Source organism: Streptomyces sp. NEAU-W12 (assembly GCF_026242095.1).
Taxonomy (GTDB): Bacteria; Actinomycetota; Actinomycetes; order Streptomycetales; family Streptomycetaceae; genus Streptomyces.
Genome location: NZ_JAPJDM010000028.1, coordinates 54,478 through 67,711, shown reverse-complemented (window position 1 = coordinate 67,711; position 13,234 = coordinate 54,478). Strand labels below are relative to the sequence as shown.

General features: G+C 71.9%; 17 protein-coding genes. 3 read left to right on the top strand and 14 right to left on the bottom strand.

Translation table 11 applies throughout. The annotated features are described in order from the left end of the window. Window positions 1–50: 50 nt before the first annotated feature. Window positions 51–239: a hypothetical protein gene (locus tag ORI94_RS29345; RefSeq protein ID WP_266081296.1), complete on the top strand. Its 189-nt coding sequence runs from the start codon at window positions 51–53 to the stop codon at window positions 237–239. Window positions 240–284: 45 nt separating this feature from the next. On the opposite strand, the gene ORI94_RS29340 is transcribed toward ORI94_RS29345, so the two are convergent. From ORI94_RS29340 to ORI94_RS29330, 3 genes are all read right to left on the bottom strand, one after another. After that, window positions 285–1,166, bottom strand: a complete 882-nt coding sequence (locus tag ORI94_RS29340) for a winged helix-turn-helix domain-containing protein (RefSeq protein WP_266081294.1) — start codon at window positions 1,164–1,166, stop codon at window positions 285–287. A gap of 435 nt (window positions 1,167–1,601) precedes the next feature. Continuing rightward, window positions 1,602–2,876 (bottom strand): GNAT family N-acetyltransferase, encoded by a 1,275-nt coding sequence (locus ORI94_RS29335; RefSeq protein ID WP_266081291.1) that lies wholly within the window; start codon window positions 2,874–2,876, stop codon window positions 1,602–1,604. A 114-nt stretch (window positions 2,877–2,990) separates the two neighbouring features. Then, the gene (locus tag ORI94_RS29330; protein ID WP_266081289.1) at window positions 2,991–3,632 is read right to left on the bottom strand and encodes an aerial mycelium formation protein; all 642 of its coding nucleotides are present in this window, start codon (window positions 3,630–3,632) and stop codon (window positions 2,991–2,993) included. A gap of 177 nt (window positions 3,633–3,809) precedes the next feature. Between ORI94_RS29330 and dtd the strand changes: the two genes are divergently transcribed. Further along, window positions 3,810–4,235, top strand: coding sequence for a D-aminoacyl-tRNA deacylase (dtd, locus tag ORI94_RS29325; protein ID WP_266081287.1), 426 nt, complete (start codon window positions 3,810–3,812; stop codon window positions 4,233–4,235). A 38-nt stretch (window positions 4,236–4,273) separates the two neighbouring features. Here dtd and ORI94_RS29320 read toward each other — a convergent pair whose 3' ends face one another. The 3 genes from ORI94_RS29320 to ORI94_RS29310 form a co-directional block, all read right to left on the bottom strand. Then, entirely contained in the window at window positions 4,274–5,239 is a 966-nt protein-coding gene (locus ORI94_RS29320) for a YgfZ/GcvT domain-containing protein (RefSeq protein ID WP_266081286.1), read from the bottom strand. Between the two features lie 9 nt (window positions 5,240–5,248). Then, window positions 5,249–5,686 (bottom strand): Fur family transcriptional regulator, encoded by a 438-nt coding sequence (locus tag ORI94_RS29315; protein ID WP_266081283.1) that lies wholly within the window; start codon window positions 5,684–5,686, stop codon window positions 5,249–5,251. Window positions 5,687–5,756: 70 nt separating this feature from the next. Further along, window positions 5,757–6,332: an FABP family protein gene (locus ORI94_RS29310; RefSeq protein WP_266081282.1), complete on the bottom strand. Its 576-nt coding sequence runs from the start codon at window positions 6,330–6,332 to the stop codon at window positions 5,757–5,759. A 304-nt stretch (window positions 6,333–6,636) separates the two neighbouring features. On the opposite strand from ORI94_RS29310, the gene ORI94_RS29305 reads away from it, so the two are divergent. Further along, window positions 6,637–6,999 carry a DsrE family protein gene (locus ORI94_RS29305; protein ID WP_266081280.1) on the top strand — a complete coding sequence of 121 codons (363 nt, stop codon included), beginning with the start codon at window positions 6,637–6,639 and terminating at the stop codon, window positions 6,997–6,999. A gap of 429 nt (window positions 7,000–7,428) precedes the next feature. On the opposite strand, the gene ORI94_RS29300 is transcribed toward ORI94_RS29305, so the two are convergent. The 8 genes from ORI94_RS29300 to ORI94_RS29270 form a co-directional block, all read right to left on the bottom strand. After that, window positions 7,429–7,689 (bottom strand): DUF3099 domain-containing protein, encoded by a 261-nt coding sequence (locus ORI94_RS29300; protein ID WP_266081278.1) that lies wholly within the window; start codon window positions 7,687–7,689, stop codon window positions 7,429–7,431. Window positions 7,690–7,820: 131 nt separating this feature from the next. Continuing rightward, complete coding sequence (locus ORI94_RS29295) at window positions 7,821–8,108, bottom strand: DUF1416 domain-containing protein (RefSeq protein ID WP_042174833.1); 288 nt, start codon at window positions 8,106–8,108, stop codon at window positions 7,821–7,823. 60 nt (window positions 8,109–8,168) lie between these two features. Further along, entirely contained in the window at window positions 8,169–9,014 is an 846-nt protein-coding gene (locus ORI94_RS29290) for a sulfurtransferase (RefSeq protein ID WP_062191370.1), read from the bottom strand. A 129-nt stretch (window positions 9,015–9,143) separates the two neighbouring features. After that, entirely contained in the window at window positions 9,144–9,251 is a 108-nt protein-coding gene (locus ORI94_RS35640) for an Ms5788A family Cys-rich leader peptide (RefSeq protein WP_350849312.1), read from the bottom strand. A 212-nt stretch (window positions 9,252–9,463) separates the two neighbouring features. Further along, the gene (locus ORI94_RS29285) at window positions 9,464–10,204 is read right to left on the bottom strand and encodes a DUF2993 domain-containing protein (protein ID WP_266081271.1); all 741 of its coding nucleotides are present in this window, start codon (window positions 10,202–10,204) and stop codon (window positions 9,464–9,466) included. Between the two features lie 175 nt (window positions 10,205–10,379). Beyond that, window positions 10,380–11,789 carry a hypothetical protein gene (locus ORI94_RS29280; RefSeq protein ID WP_266081269.1) on the bottom strand — a complete coding sequence of 470 codons (1,410 nt, stop codon included), beginning with the start codon at window positions 11,787–11,789 and terminating at the stop codon, window positions 10,380–10,382. Between the two features lie 3 nt (window positions 11,790–11,792). After that, entirely contained in the window at window positions 11,793–12,047 is a 255-nt protein-coding gene (locus tag ORI94_RS29275) for a MoaD/ThiS family protein (RefSeq protein ID WP_266081267.1), read from the bottom strand. A gap of 39 nt (window positions 12,048–12,086) precedes the next feature. Continuing rightward, window positions 12,087–13,019 carry an alpha/beta hydrolase gene (locus ORI94_RS29270; protein WP_266081265.1) on the bottom strand — a complete coding sequence of 311 codons (933 nt, stop codon included), beginning with the start codon at window positions 13,017–13,019 and terminating at the stop codon, window positions 12,087–12,089. Window positions 13,020–13,234: the final 215 nt, after the last annotated feature.

The window sequence follows — 13,234 nt, the reverse complement described above, 5'->3', positions numbered from 1 at the left end:
GTTCCGCTTCCGTCAGCAGGGAAGCACGAAACAGCACGAAGGGGGAAATCGTGCCCGTCATCGCTCTCGTCTCCGCGGTCCTCGTCATCACCCTCGAGCAGTACGTCGAATGGAAGTACGGCATCGCCGGCCTCATCGGCCTGCTGCTGCTCACCCTCGGCATCAAGGCCAACAGCCCGGGCGTCAGCTCCGCCGGGGCCGTCCTGCTCGCGCTGCTGGTGGCGCGGCCCGCACTCTGATCCCACCGCACCGGCCGAGCCCCCGCCCGCGGGGGCTGGGAGACGTCAGCTCGTGAGCAGCAGCTCCGAACTGATCGTCTCCCACAACGCGTCGAACCACAGCCGGGACTGCGTCACGAAGGCGCTGTCCCGCATCCCGGCACCCTGCTCGAACGCGAACAGCGCGGAGCGGGTGCCCTGCACGTCGTACGTCTGGACGTTCTCCTGGTCGATCTGCGCCTCGCTGCGGGACGGCGTGTAGTAGGCGAACAGCGCCTCCACGCCGTTGAGCAGGTACAGCTTCATCGGCGGGGTGAAGGGCAGCGCCCGGAAGGAGACCCGCACGTCGATGCCGTGGGTGGCGCGCAGGGCGCGCAGGTGGTGCCGGAGCACCTGCCCCTGGGCGTTGCGCATCGACAGCCACCGCTCGTGCACGGGGTCGTCGCCACGGTCGCCGGGGCGGCAGCCGCCCCGGCTGCCGTTCCGGTCGTCGTCCGGGTCCTCGACCGCCACCGGGAAGGCGAGGTCGATGTTCCTGCCGGGCAGCAGGACACGGACGTCGACCTTGGCCGGTTTCATCCGTCCGGCATGGATCCGGCGCAGTGGTTCGCCGATGGCGAGGGTGAGGGACGCCGCGGTCAGGCAGACGGCGTCGATCTCGACGTGCTCGGCCTCGAAGGCGGCGGCGATACGGGGCGCGAGGGCCGCCGTGGTGGGCCGCGGCGGCGCTCCCGGGCCGGTCGGCGCGCCACCGGGACGGCCGGCGACGGTCGCCGGGGCACCCTTGGCGACATTGGTGAGCAACTGCTCGGACTGCAGGATGCGCAGCGCCTGGCGTACGGCACCGCGCTCGACGCCGAACTCGTCCGCGAGCTTCGCCTGAGTGGGCATGCGCTGGCCGGGTCGCAGCTCTCCGGACCTGATCCGGGCGCGCAACTCGTCGGCCACCTCGCGATGTGTCCTCTTCCGTCCATGGACGGGGGCGTATTCCGGGTCCACACCGAAACCCTACAACTTCTCGCCAACTTATGGCAGTTCGGCGAAAGGTGGTTATGGGCCGCACTCAGACGGAGATAACTCAGGAGAAGTTGGTCGCCAACTTGAGCACCGTGGTCGATCCTCCGAGGAGGTTGGCCGTCACGGTGACAGCTGGAGCCACTCCTCGAGCCACCGACCGGGCTTCCCCTCCGGAGGGGAGCCGGGAACCCGGCCGGTCAGCACCACCACAACCACAACCGAACAGCAAGAACAGCAAGAACAGCTACGGATGACACGAAGACAGCTGCGGCCACGGGTGCACCGACACCCGCCGGACGAGAGGGAGGGGGAAGGGGAGGAAGCACCGCCGAGGAAGCGCGCCAGCGGCAGCGGCAGCGGCAGCGCTCAGAACATGTCCGGGCACCACGGTCGCCTGGACGTACGCAGCAGGGCGTCGGCCTCACGGGCGGCGCCCGCTCGTTCTTCCCGGACCCGGCCCAGCGCCGTCAGCCGCACCGCCGACTCGTCCCCCAGCCACAGCGGCGCCAACTCTGCGACGTCCAGGGTCAGATCGGCGTCATCGGTGGTCGTCGCGCAGGTCCCGGTGCCGTCCTCCGACGCCCGGAGCCGGTAGCGCCCGCCGGCCAGCCCCGCACCGTCGGTCACCTCCAGCACCAGCGACCCGGCCGCCTCGTACGTCCGCGCCTCCAGCGCCCGTACGACGTCCAGGACCCGCACCCACAGCCAGTCCGCCTGCGTCGTCACGGCGGCGGCGCGCGGGTCCGGCAGGAGGAACGGGAGCAGGTCGTCCGGGGCCCGCCAGCCGCTTTTCACCTTCACGACCCAGTCGATCGAGCACAGGTAGCGCCACAGCGCCCGCTCCGCGGCCGGGTTCACCGCGAGCAGCCAGTTCACCCGCACCGTGTTCAACGGCTGCTTGGAGTCGCCCCACGTGTCGTCCGCGGCGTAGGAGACCATGCCCTCGACCTCGCCGCCCGCCGAGCGGTACACGGCGAAGAAGGGCTCGTTCCACGTCGGGTGGAAGCGCACGGCACCGGTGGCGGTCTTCCACCACACATCGGTCCGGCTGACCGCGCCCGGCTGGAGCGCGCGCAGCCGCTCGTGCAGGTCCGGGCCGAGCTTGCGTACGTCCTCCGCGTCCACGAGGTCGACCCGCCCGCCGCACTCCGGGTGGGACCGGCGCGGGTCGAGACCGGTGCGCGGGACGTCGACGGTCCACTCGGTGGACCAGGTGGCGGGGCCGAAGCCGTAGCGGCCGTAGATCGGGTACTCGGCGGCGATGAGGGTCGCGACGACGTCCCCGCGCTCCTTCGCGGCGGCGAGGTCCTGCGCCATCATGCGGGTGAGCAGACCGCGCCGGCGGTGCGTGGGGGTCACGCTGACGTTCGTGATCGCGTCGGCGGGCACGGCGGCCCCGCCGACCGCGGTGAGCTCCTGCGCGAACGAACGGAACGTCGCGACACAACGGCCGTCGTCGAAGGCTCCCAGCGACCGGCCCGGCGTGAAACACAGACGGCGCCGTGTCTCGAGGTTCTCCTCGGACGAGGTGGGCTCCCGCAGGAACCCGGTGTTCAGGGCCCGGTTCCAGTCGGCGAACTCGGTCTCCGTGATCGGGCGTACGTCGATGTCGGTGCGGGGCGTCGCGGCGCTGGAGGTCATGCCCTCACGGTAGGTCGGCCCCGACGGAGGTGTCGCGCGCTTTTCCGACCGCCCACGGCCCGGCGCCACCGCACGCGGGCCACCCGTCCGGCCCCCCGCCCCGCCCCGCCCGCCTCACACCAGCAGGTCGTCGACCTGGGCCTCCCCCTCGCGGTACCGGCGCGTGATCTCCGCGCTGCAGTCGTCGGCGGCGCGCTGCAGGCCCTGCCGGCTCCGGGACACCTGCTGCTCGCACCGCACCAACCGCCCCATCGCCGCGATCAGCTCCCCGTCCGTACGCGCGCCCAGGTCCGAGAGCTCGACCTCGCCGAGCATCTCCGCCGCCAGCCGCCGGTACCGCTCGCTCTGCGGCGTCCCCAGGGTCACGTGGCGGGCGGACGAACGCTGGCGGGCCGGGGTGTCCCGCAGGATCTCCGCGAGCCGCTCCACCACGGACACCTCGCCCCGAGCGGCGACCGGGGCCCCGTCCTCGGGGGCACGCCGGGCCAGTTCCGCCCGCAGGATGTCGATCCGCCCCTGGAGCAGCCGCCGCACGTAACTGAGGTCGGCCTCGTCGCGCTGGGCGGCGCGGCGCAGGGTGCGCAGCTCGGGCAGGCTGCGTACGGCCAGGGCGGGCTCGGGGCCCGGGTGTTCCCCGGGCAGCGCCGGGCTGTCCGTGCGCTGGGCGGGCGGGCGGTGGAACTCGCGTTCCTCCACCCCCGCCCGGGCCGACGGGACGGGCGGCCCGGACTGCTGCCCGGTTCCTGGTGTGCTCATGTGCCTCGACCGTCCCCTCGACCGGTGTGTGTCAGCATCGTGCCACCCCTGGTGGCCGCTGTGTGACCGAGTGCCCACGATCCGCCCCAGATGGGGGCCAAGGAGTAAAAATAGCCCGCCCGGGACCCCGCACGGACCACCGTCGGTCGTCTGTTCCCCGACCGGCATGATGGACGTATGCGTGCAGTGGTGCAGAGGGTGGACGGCGCGAGCGTCGTCGTGGACGGCGAGACGGTGGGGGCGATCGAGGGCGAGGGGTTGTGCGTCCTGGTCGGCGTCACGCACGAGGACACCGAGGAGAAGGCGGCGCAGCTCGCCCGCAAGCTCTGGTCGGTGCGGATGCTCCAGGACGAGAAGTCGTGCAGCGACCTCGACGCCCCGCTCCTGGTGATCAGCCAGTTCACCCTTTACGGCGACGCCCGCAAGGGCCGTCGCCCCACCTGGAACGCCGCCGCCCCCGGGGACGTCGCCGAACCGCTGGTGGACGAGGTGGTCGCCCGGCTGCGTTCGCTGGGCGCGACGGTGGCGACGGGCCGCTTCGGCGCGCGGATGCGGGTGTCACTGACCAACGACGGCCCGTTCACCGTCCTCCTCGAGGTCTGACCCGCACCCGCTGACGCGGGTCAGGCACCCGGCGCGGGTCAGGGCTCGACCACGGTCTCCTGGGCCGCCGCCGTGTCCCCGGCCATCAGGCGGGCGTCGGCCGGGACGTTCCGCTTGACCAGTGCGAGGGCGACCGGACCCAGCTCGTGGTGGCGTACGGACGTGGTGACGAAGCCGATCCGGCGGCCCTCCGGGCCGTCGTCGGCCAGGCGGAGGTCCGTCCCGGCCGGCGGCAGGTGGACCTCGCTGCCGTCCAGGTGCAGGAAGACCAGCCTGCGCGGCGGCTTCCCCAGGTTCTGGACCCGGGCGACCGTCTCCTGGCCCCGGTAGCAGCCCTTCTGCAGGTGCACCGCGTCGCCGATCCAGCCCAGCTCGTGCGGGATGGTGCGGTGGTCGGTCTCGAATCCGAGCCGGGGACGGTGCTGCTCGACCCGCAGCGCCTCGTGGGCGAGGAGACCGGCGGGCGGCCCGGCCTGCCCCGCGTACGACTCCAGGTCGGCGCGGGGCAGGAACAGGTCACGGCCGTACGGCGTCTCGCGGACGGCGACGCCCTCGGGAACCTCCGCGATGGAACCGGCGGGCAGGTGCACCACCGCGAAGTCGGCGGTGCGGTCGGCGGTCTCGACCCGGTAGAAGAACTTCATCGACTCCAGGTAGGCGATCAGCGCCTCCTGGGTGCCGGGTTCGACGTGGGCCCAGACCGTCTCGCCGTCGTCGACGAGGTAGAGCGCGTGCTCGATGTGGCCGTTCGCGGAGAGGATCAGCGCCTCGGTGGCCCGGTGCGGCGGGAGGTCGCTGACATGCTGGGTGAGCAGCAGGTGCAGCCAGCTCAGCCGTTCCGGCCCGGAGACGGTGACGACCCCGCGATGGGACAGGTCGACGAAGCCGGTGCCTTCGGCGAGGGCACGCTGCTCGCGGAACAGGTCGCCGTAGTGGGCGGCGACTCCTTCGTCCACGCCCTCGGCGGGGACGGCGCCGGGCAGGGTCAGCAGGGGGCTCTTCATGCTCCTAGCCTACGACTCGGTAGTTGAACCCTTCAGGGAGCAGTCCCTGCAGCGGCCGAAGATCGCGAAGTGCTTCAGGTCGGTGTCGAAACCGAAGGTGTCGCGCAGCTTCGCCGTGAACTCGGCGGCCACCTCCACGTCCGCCTCGATGACCTCGGTGCAGTCCCGGCAGACGAGGTGGAGGTGGTGGTGCCGGTCGGCGAGGTGGTAGGTCGGGGCACCGTGCCCGAGGTGGGCGTGGCTGACCAGACCCAGCTCCTCCAGGAGCTCCAGGGTGCGGTAGACGGTCGAGATGTTGACCCCCGACGCCGTTCTCCGCACTTCCACGAGAATGTCGTCGGGGGTCGCGTGCTCAAGCGTGTCGACGGCTTCGAGCACGAGTTGGCGCTGCGGCGTCAGCCGGTAGCCGCGCTGCCTGAGATCGCTCTTCCAGTCGGTGCTCACCACACCACGAGTCTAGGGCCTGCCGTCCGGATCACGCCGGGCTCGCGGGCCCCGCCTTCCGGGCCCGGAGGGCTCACCTGAAGAAGGCGATCCCGTCGTCCGGCATGTCGTCGGGCAGGGCCTTGGCCCAGCGCTCGACGTCCTCGGGGGTGACGACCTTCTTCAGCTGCGCCGACATGTAGGGGCGCAGCTCGACCTCGGGGGTCTGCTTCTCGCCGACCCACATCAGGTCGCTCTTGACGTAGCCGTACAGCCGCTTGCCGCCGCTGTAGGGCCGGGAGGCCGCGGTGCGCGCCACGGCGTCCGTCACCAGGTCGATCTGCGGCTTCTGGTGGGCCAGCTCGCCGTACCAGATCTCGATGACGCCGTCGTCGCGGGTCATCGTGACCTCGACCTTGCGGTGGGCGTCGATCCGCCAGAAGCCGTGCTCGGACTCGAGCGGCCGGGCCTTGCCGCCGTCCTCGTCGAGCACCCAGGTGCGGGAGGAGTACTCCAGGAAGTCCCGGCCGTCGTGGGTGAAGGAGACCTCCTGCCCGAAGTTGCACTTCTCGGCGCCGGGGAAGTCGTGCACGCCTGCGCCCGCCCAGTCGCCGAGCAGAAAGGCGAGCGGTACGAGGTCCTTGTGGAGGTCGGACGGGATCTCGATCATCAGTGGCAGTTCCTGGAGTGGGCGGTCAGCGCTGACCCTGGTACAGCTTCTTCACGGCGAGCCCGGCGAAGGCGAGAACGCCGACGGCGACCAGAACCAGCAGGGCTTCGTAGAAGAGAACCACGGGATGCTCCTTGAGCGGGGTGCGGTGCATGACGTGTGCACAGGGCAGCCCCCAGCTTACGCGGCCGGCCCCCGGCCCCGCCGTGCACCCACCCGGCGGCGGAGGACGAGGGGACCGGCGGCCGGGCGGCGGGCCCGCGGGCACGGGCGCACGGGCGCACGGGGTGACTACGATGCGCGCATGGCGAAGAAGCTCGTGATCAAGGTGACCGCGGGGGCCGATGCCCCCGAGCGCTGCTCGCAGGCGTTCACGGTGGCGGCGGTGGCGGTGGCCAGCGGGGTGGGCGTCTCGCTGTGGCTCACCGGTGAGTCGGCGTGGTTCGCGCTGCCGGGCAGGGCCGCGGAGTTCGAGCTGCCGCACGCGGCGCCGCTGCCCGACCTGCTGGACTCGATCGTCGCGGGGGGCCGTCTCACTCTGTGCACCCAGTGCGCGGCGCGCCGGGACATCACGGAGAAGGACGTCATCGAGGGCGTGCGCATCGCGGGCGCACAGGTGTTCGTGCAGGAGGCGCTGGCGGACGACACGCAGGCGCTCGTCTACTGACCGGCCCGTGTCCACCGGCAGGAGGGGCGTCCCGAGAGGTCGGGCAGGACGGGTACGCCGCCCTGGGGCTGCTGCCCGGCGCACCGGGCACCCTCGGTCACGGCCCCGCGCGGGGCCGTGCGGGCAGGGCGGCCCGTGCGGCCCGTACCACCAGGTCGTCGACCTCGATGTGGAGGCGCGGCACCATCGTCGGCCGCCCGGATTCCCGGACGGGCGGGCGGGTGGACGGGCTGCCCGCCCCCGGGTTCCGTCCCGAAGGCCGGTGCCGTCCCCTCCGTGCCGGGCGGCGGGCCGCCGAGGAACCGGTGCGGTTCCTCGGCGCGTACCTCGTGACCCGGTAGCCGCAGGTGGAGACCGGCAGGTGCGGGGCGTCGGGCACGACGGTGGAGGACGGTGGAGGACAGCCTTGCCGGGGGCATGGCCGCTGTCCTAGCGCGGCCGTTTCTTCCCGTCCAGCTCGTCCCACCACGCGTCGGACTCGGGGTCGCCCGAGGGGTCGTCCCACCAGCGGTCCTCGGGGCCGCGCCGGTTGGCGACCACGGCAGCGAACGGCGGGATGACCATGGCCACCACGCACATGCCCACGGCCACCGGCACCGACCAGAGCCGCACGAGACCGCAGGCCAGGAGGAACAGTGCGAGGCACGTGCCCATCATGACGAAGTAGACATGCCGCCTGCGCGCGTACATGCCTCCAGCGTAGAACCGGGTCCGCGGGCGTGCAGGTACACGGGGGTGTGCAGGTACGCGGGTGTGCCGAAGGGCCGCGTTCCCCGGTGCCGGTGTCCGGCCCCCGGGGTACGCGGCCCTGCGACGAGCCCTCACACCGCGATGGCGACCTCGGCCAGCCCACCCTGCTGGGCGACGACGGTGCGGTCCGCGGTACCGCCGGGCACCAGGGCACGGACGGTCCAGGTGCCCTCCGCCGCGTAGAAGCGGAACTGCCCGGTGGCGGAGGTCGGGACCTCCGCGGTGAACTCGCCGGTCGAGTCCAGCAGACGGACGTAGCCCGTCACCGGCTCGCCGTCACGGGTCACGTGACCCTGGATGGTGGTCTCGCCGGGCTTGATCGTCGAGGCGTCCGGGCCACCGGCCTTCGCACCGCACATGGCGTACTCCTGAACTCGTCTAGTGGTCTGGCGGGGTCGTGGTCGTGGTTCGGACGAGGCCTACTTGCCGGAGCCGAGCTCGATCGGCACGCCGACGAGGGAGCCGTACTCGGTCCAGGAGCCGTCGTAGTTCTTGACGTTCTCCACGCCCAGCAGCTCGTGCAGCACGAACCAGGTCAGCGCGGAGCGCTCACCGATGCGGCACAGGGCGATGGTGTCCTTGGAGAGGTCGACCTGCTCGTCCTCGTAGAGGGCCTTGAGCTCCTCGTCGGACTTGAAGGTGCCGTCGTCGTTGGCGTTCTTCGACCACGGGATGTTGCGGGAGCTCGGCACGTGGCCGGGGCGCTGCGACTGCTCCTGCGGCAGGTGGGCCGGCGCGAGGAGCTTGCCGCTGAACTCGTCGGGCGAGCGCACGTCGACGATGTTCTGCGCGCCGATGGCGGCGACGACGTCGTCACGGTAGGCGCGGATGGACTGGTCCTGGGGCTTGGCCTTGTAGTCCGTCTTCGCGCGCTCGGGGACCTCGTCGCCGGGGACCAGCTCGCGGGCGTCCAGCTCCCACTTCTTGCGGCCGCCGTCGAGAAGCCTGACGTTCTCGTGGCCGTACAGCTTGAAGTACCAGTACGCGTAGGAGGCGAACCAGTTGTTGTTGCCGCCGTAGAGGACCACCGTGTGGTCGTTGGAGATGCCCTTCTCCGACAGGAGCTTCTCGAAGCCCGCCTGGTCGACGAAGTCGCGGCGGACCGGGTCCTGGAGGTCCTTGGTCCAGTCGATCCGGATGGCGTTCTTGATGTGGTTCTTCTCGTACGCGGTGGTGTCCTCGTCCACCTCGACGAGGGCGATCGTCGGGTCGTCCAGGTGCTCCTGGACCCAGTCTGCGTCGACCAGTACGTCGTTGCGGCTCATGCGCTGTCTCCTCCGGGGCAGTTACGGCAGGGCGTGCGAGGGCGAGGGTGCGCGGCCACTCCGGCGGGAGCGGGCGCACGGGTGCCCCTCGGCGGGGCGAGGCGGGAACGCGGACGGCGGGGCGTCCGCTCAGAAAGGCCGACAGAGCATGGCGGCGACGCGGCAGAGGTCCACTGCCCGCCGCTTCGTGAGATCCGCTTGTCCCCGCGCTCGGAGGACGCTCGTCTGACACTGCATGCCGTCGATCGTAAGGAGGGCGGGACGAACATGTCACCGCCGTGTCGCATACTGAGACAAGATTGTCCGCGATATGGGACCGCAGGGGCGCCGAGCCCGATCCCGTCCGACCCGGACCCGACCGCGCCCCCGCTCACGGCTGCTCTACGGACTCCCCCGTCTCACCTGCCGGACATCCCAGGTCCACCGGGCCCGGGGGACCGACCGCCTACCTACCCGGCGAGCCGGACGTCGGAACCCTGCACGGTGATGTCGACGCCGGACTTCCCCGCCTCGACCTTGTCGAGCTTGATCCCGCCGGGCAGGCCGTCGATCCTCTGCTCGAAGTCGGTGATCTCCCGCACCCGCGCCTCGGCCGTCTCGATGCCGCCGAACGACGGCAGGGTGTCCGCCTGGACCCGCACGGTGTCGCCGTCCACGACCGTCACGGAGCTGAGGACGGTGACCGGCTCGGGCAGCTTGGTGCCGAGCACGGTGGCCTCCACCGCGACCTTGATCTTCCCGTTGCCGCCGTCGGACAGGCCGGCCACGGAGGCGGTGACACCGGGGCCCACGTCCGTGGACTCGGACGCGGCGGTCTTGAGCAGCTCGTCGTAGGTGACGCTCGCGGTGCCGGTCGCGTCGGCGGCGGTGGCGGAGCCGAAGTCGCCGGAGAACTCGACGCCCCTCATGTCGGCGCGCAGATCGTCGATCCGGATGTTCTGCCCGCCGTCACCGGTGCCGGCCTCGTACTCATCGATCCCGATCTGCACCTCGTCGAGGGAGCCGCCGGCGACCTGGGTGAGGAAGGGGAAACCGTTGATGGACACGTCAGGGGTGGTGGCGAGGTTCTCGGTCGACTTGAGCCGGTCCGCCACCTCCCCCTCCGCGAAGTTGACCGCGAGGCGGTCCACGATCACGAAGATGCCGCCCAGGATCACGACGATGATCAGCAGTATTCGCAGTGCGCGCATGCGGTTGAATCCCCACCTAGGTGCGTTTCGACGGCAGTCCCCCGACAACCGGGTTGACGGCCGGTCAGCCGTCCTGCGCGAGGGTAACCCTCCCGGCCGGGGGAGCCCCGGAATTGTCGATCACCTGTGACAGGCACCCGCCGGGGGACACCCGTCACCGGCCCCGCTCGCCACGTCAGCCGGCCACGCGGCCCAGTGCGTACACCGCCGGTGCCGCCGCGGCCAGGGGCAGGGCCACTCCGGCCGTGAAATGGACGAACCGGGACGGGTAGTCGTAGCTCGCGGCGCGGTGGCCGATCAGGGCGCAGACCGCGGCGCCCGCGCCGACCAGCGCGCCCGGGACGCCGCCGACCCCCGTCATCAAACCGGCCGTCACACCCGCACCGGCCGCCACGAGCAGCGCCGCCACCACGGACGCCTGCGTCGGCAGGGGCAGCGCCCGCGCCACGACCGCCGCCGCCACGGCGATCCCGCCGACGGTCACCGCGTCGACGTCGGCCGCCAGGTAGCCACTCGCCACGATCGCCAGCGCGGCCGCGGCGACCGTCGCCGTCAGGCCGTACATCCGCTCGTCGGGATCGGCGTGCGACCGGAGCTGGAGCACCAGCGACAGCAGCACCCACACGCCGAGCGTGCCGAGAACGGCCGTCGGCGACCGGTCGGACGCGAGCAGCGCCACGTCCGCGACCAGCGCCCCGAGGAAGCCCAGCGCGATGCCCTGCCGCGCGGGCCACATGCCGTTCAGCCGGAACCAGCCGGCCGCGGTGAGCCCCTGGAGCGCCACCAGCGGCACGAGCAGGGCGTACGTGCCCAGCGCCGCCCCGCCGGCGAGCAGCAGCCCCAGCAGCGCGGTGAGCGCCGCCGGCTGCACACCGGGCTCGATGATCGGCGAACGCCCCTCCGCGCGGGCCCGCTGCGCGTCCGTGACCCGGGTGTTCCCGGCGAGGGTGGCGGGCCCGTACCCGGGACCGCCCGGGGCGTCGGGAGGAGGAGTGGAAGCGGGAGGGGGGGTGGAAGCGGGAGGGGGAGCGTCGGGGGCCGAGGGTGCGGCAGGCGGGGCGGAGGCGGCGATCGGCGCCCCGTAGGTGGAGGCCACCCCGTATCCCGCGTACACCGCGGGCCCGCCCGGCACGCCGCCGTCGCCCCGACCCGCGTACCCGGCATGTCCCGGAGGGGCCTGCGGGGTCTGAAAGGCCTGCGGGGCGGCAGGGGGCTGCGGAGCCTGTCCGGTCTGCGGGGGCAGGTACGACGTCTCCTCCGCAGCCGTCGGCGGGACCGGCGGCTGCATCCGCGTCTCCCACGTCTGCCCCTGCCACTGCTGCGTGTACTGCTGGGCGGCGTGCGGATCGTCGTACGCCTGCTGCCCACCGGGCCACGCCTGCGCCTGCCCCTGCCCCTGCTGCCCACCGGGCCACGCCTGCGCCTGCCCCTGCTGCACCTGCTCCTCAGGTCTCTGCTGCTGATGCTGATGCCGGGGCCGGCCATAGGGGTCGTAGCCCTCGTGGCCCTCGTAGACCTCGCGGTCCTCGTGCCCCTCGCGGGATCCGTCGTACCCGTCGTAGCCCTGATACGGCTGGTTGGTCATCGCTCACCCTCCTGCGAACGGCGGGAGCACCTCGACCGTGCCGCCGTCGGCCAGCCGTACCGTCTCATGCTCGCGGGTGCCCACGGGGTCACTGTCGACGAGGAACGAGCATCGCCGCAGGACACGTGTGAGTTCGCCGGGGTGTCGCTCGCGCGCCGCGGCGAGCGCGTCGGCGAGCGTGACCGCCTCGTACGACTCCTCGGCCACCCCGGCCGCGGCCTTGGCGGCGGCCCAGTACCGCACCGTGACCTTTGCCATCAACAGGTTCCTCATCGTTTGACAGTGAACACGTTCAGGCTAGCCCGCCCGGATCGCCACCCAGTCACCTATCCGGTGCAGCAGGCCGTCGGGGGCCGCGTTCTCCGCGTGCCCCATGCCCGGCTCCACCCACAGCTCCCCGTGCTCGCCGGCCGCGGCCGCCAGCGTGCGCGGATGGTCGAGCGGGAAGTAACCGTCGCGGTCGCCGTGTACGACCAGCAGCGGCGTCGGCGCGATCCTCGGCACCGCCTCCACCGGGGACAGCGGTACGGGGTCCCAGTCACGGTGATGGATCCGGGTCCGCAGCCCGTAGCGCCCCACGAGCCGGCCCGAGGGCCGGGTCACCAGCCAGTGCAGCCGACGCATCGGAGCCGTACCCCGGTAGAACCACCGGGCCGGACCGCTCACCGACACCACGGCGTCCGGACCACCGGCACCGGCACCCGCGAAGAGCCCGTTGTCCCCTTCTTCTCTCTCCCGCTCCCGCTCCCCACACAGCGCCGCGTGCCGCAGCACCACCGAGCCGCCCATCGAGAAACCGACCGTCGCCACGCGCGCGTGCCCCAGTTCCCGGGCCCACGACACCGCCGCCGCCAGGTCCAGCACCTCACGGTCACCGACCGTGGACCGTCCGCCCGAGGCACCGTGGCCGCGGAAGGAGAAGGTGACGACGGCCCCGTACCGTGCGAACACGCGCGCAACCCGCCGTACATGCGGCCGGTCCACATGCCCCGTGAACCCGTGTGCGATCACGAACACGAGGTCGCGGGAAGGTGGCCGCGAGGTGTCCGTCACGATCATCTTTTCGGGTGCCGACGGATTGTATACGGAATCGATTCGTACGCCGTCCGCCGTGTGCAGGAACATCCGAAAAGACGTACCGCCACCTGTGACTTCGCGCGTCACACCATGTTTCCTGACATGCGGCCCCGGGAGGGGACGCGCCCCATGACCTGCCGAACCGGTGCTCATATCGGCTATTCTCCTGGGGAGAGGACTCGGGCAGTGAAGCCCCCGGGTCCTTTTGTGCTTTCGGAAGCGTTGTATACGACGCGGGAAACCGCCGGTGTACGGGCCGTCGAAACGCACGAAGCAGTGCCGTAAACGTCCTCGCAGGGACCGAGGAGGAACCAGACGTTATGGGCGAGCGAACCGTGCACGTACGAATGACGGCCCGGTCGTGGGCG

Coding starts and splice junctions, on each gene's coding strand:
- ORI94_RS29335 (WP_266081291.1), bottom strand. CDS start 2,876: ATGACCTCCAGCGCCGCGACGCCCCGCACCGACATCGACGTACGCCCG.
- ORI94_RS29330 (WP_266081289.1), bottom strand. CDS start 3,632: ATGAGCACACCAGGAACCGGGCAGCAGTCCGGGCCGCCCGTCCCGTCG.
- dtd (WP_266081287.1), top strand. CDS start 3,810: ATGCGTGCAGTGGTGCAGAGGGTGGACGGCGCGAGCGTCGTCGTGGAC.
- ORI94_RS29320 (WP_266081286.1), bottom strand. CDS start 5,239: ATGAAGAGCCCCCTGCTGACCCTGCCCGGCGCCGTCCCCGCCGAGGGC.
- ORI94_RS29310 (WP_266081282.1), bottom strand. CDS start 6,332: ATGATCGAGATCCCGTCCGACCTCCACAAGGACCTCGTACCGCTCGCC.
- ORI94_RS29305 (WP_266081280.1), top strand. CDS start 6,637: ATGGCGAAGAAGCTCGTGATCAAGGTGACCGCGGGGGCCGATGCCCCC.
- ORI94_RS29300 (WP_266081278.1), bottom strand. CDS start 7,689: ATGTACGCGCGCAGGCGGCATGTCTACTTCGTCATGATGGGCACGTGC.
- ORI94_RS29295 (WP_042174833.1), bottom strand. CDS start 8,108: ATGTGCGGTGCGAAGGCCGGTGGCCCGGACGCCTCGACGATCAAGCCC.
- ORI94_RS29290 (WP_062191370.1), bottom strand. CDS start 9,014: ATGAGCCGCAACGACGTACTGGTCGACGCAGACTGGGTCCAGGAGCAC.
- ORI94_RS35640 (WP_350849312.1), bottom strand. CDS start 9,251: ATGCAGTGTCAGACGAGCGTCCTCCGAGCGCGGGGACAAGCGGATCTC.
- ORI94_RS29285 (WP_266081271.1), bottom strand. CDS start 10,204: ATGCGCGCACTGCGAATACTGCTGATCATCGTCGTGATCCTGGGCGGC.
- ORI94_RS29280 (WP_266081269.1), bottom strand. CDS start 11,789: ATGACCAACCAGCCGTATCAGGGCTACGACGGGTACGACGGATCCCGC.
- ORI94_RS29275 (WP_266081267.1), bottom strand. CDS start 12,047: ATGGCAAAGGTCACGGTGCGGTACTGGGCCGCCGCCAAGGCCGCGGCC.
- ORI94_RS29270 (WP_266081265.1), bottom strand. CDS start 13,019: ATGAGCACCGGTTCGGCAGGTCATGGGGCGCGTCCCCTCCCGGGGCCG.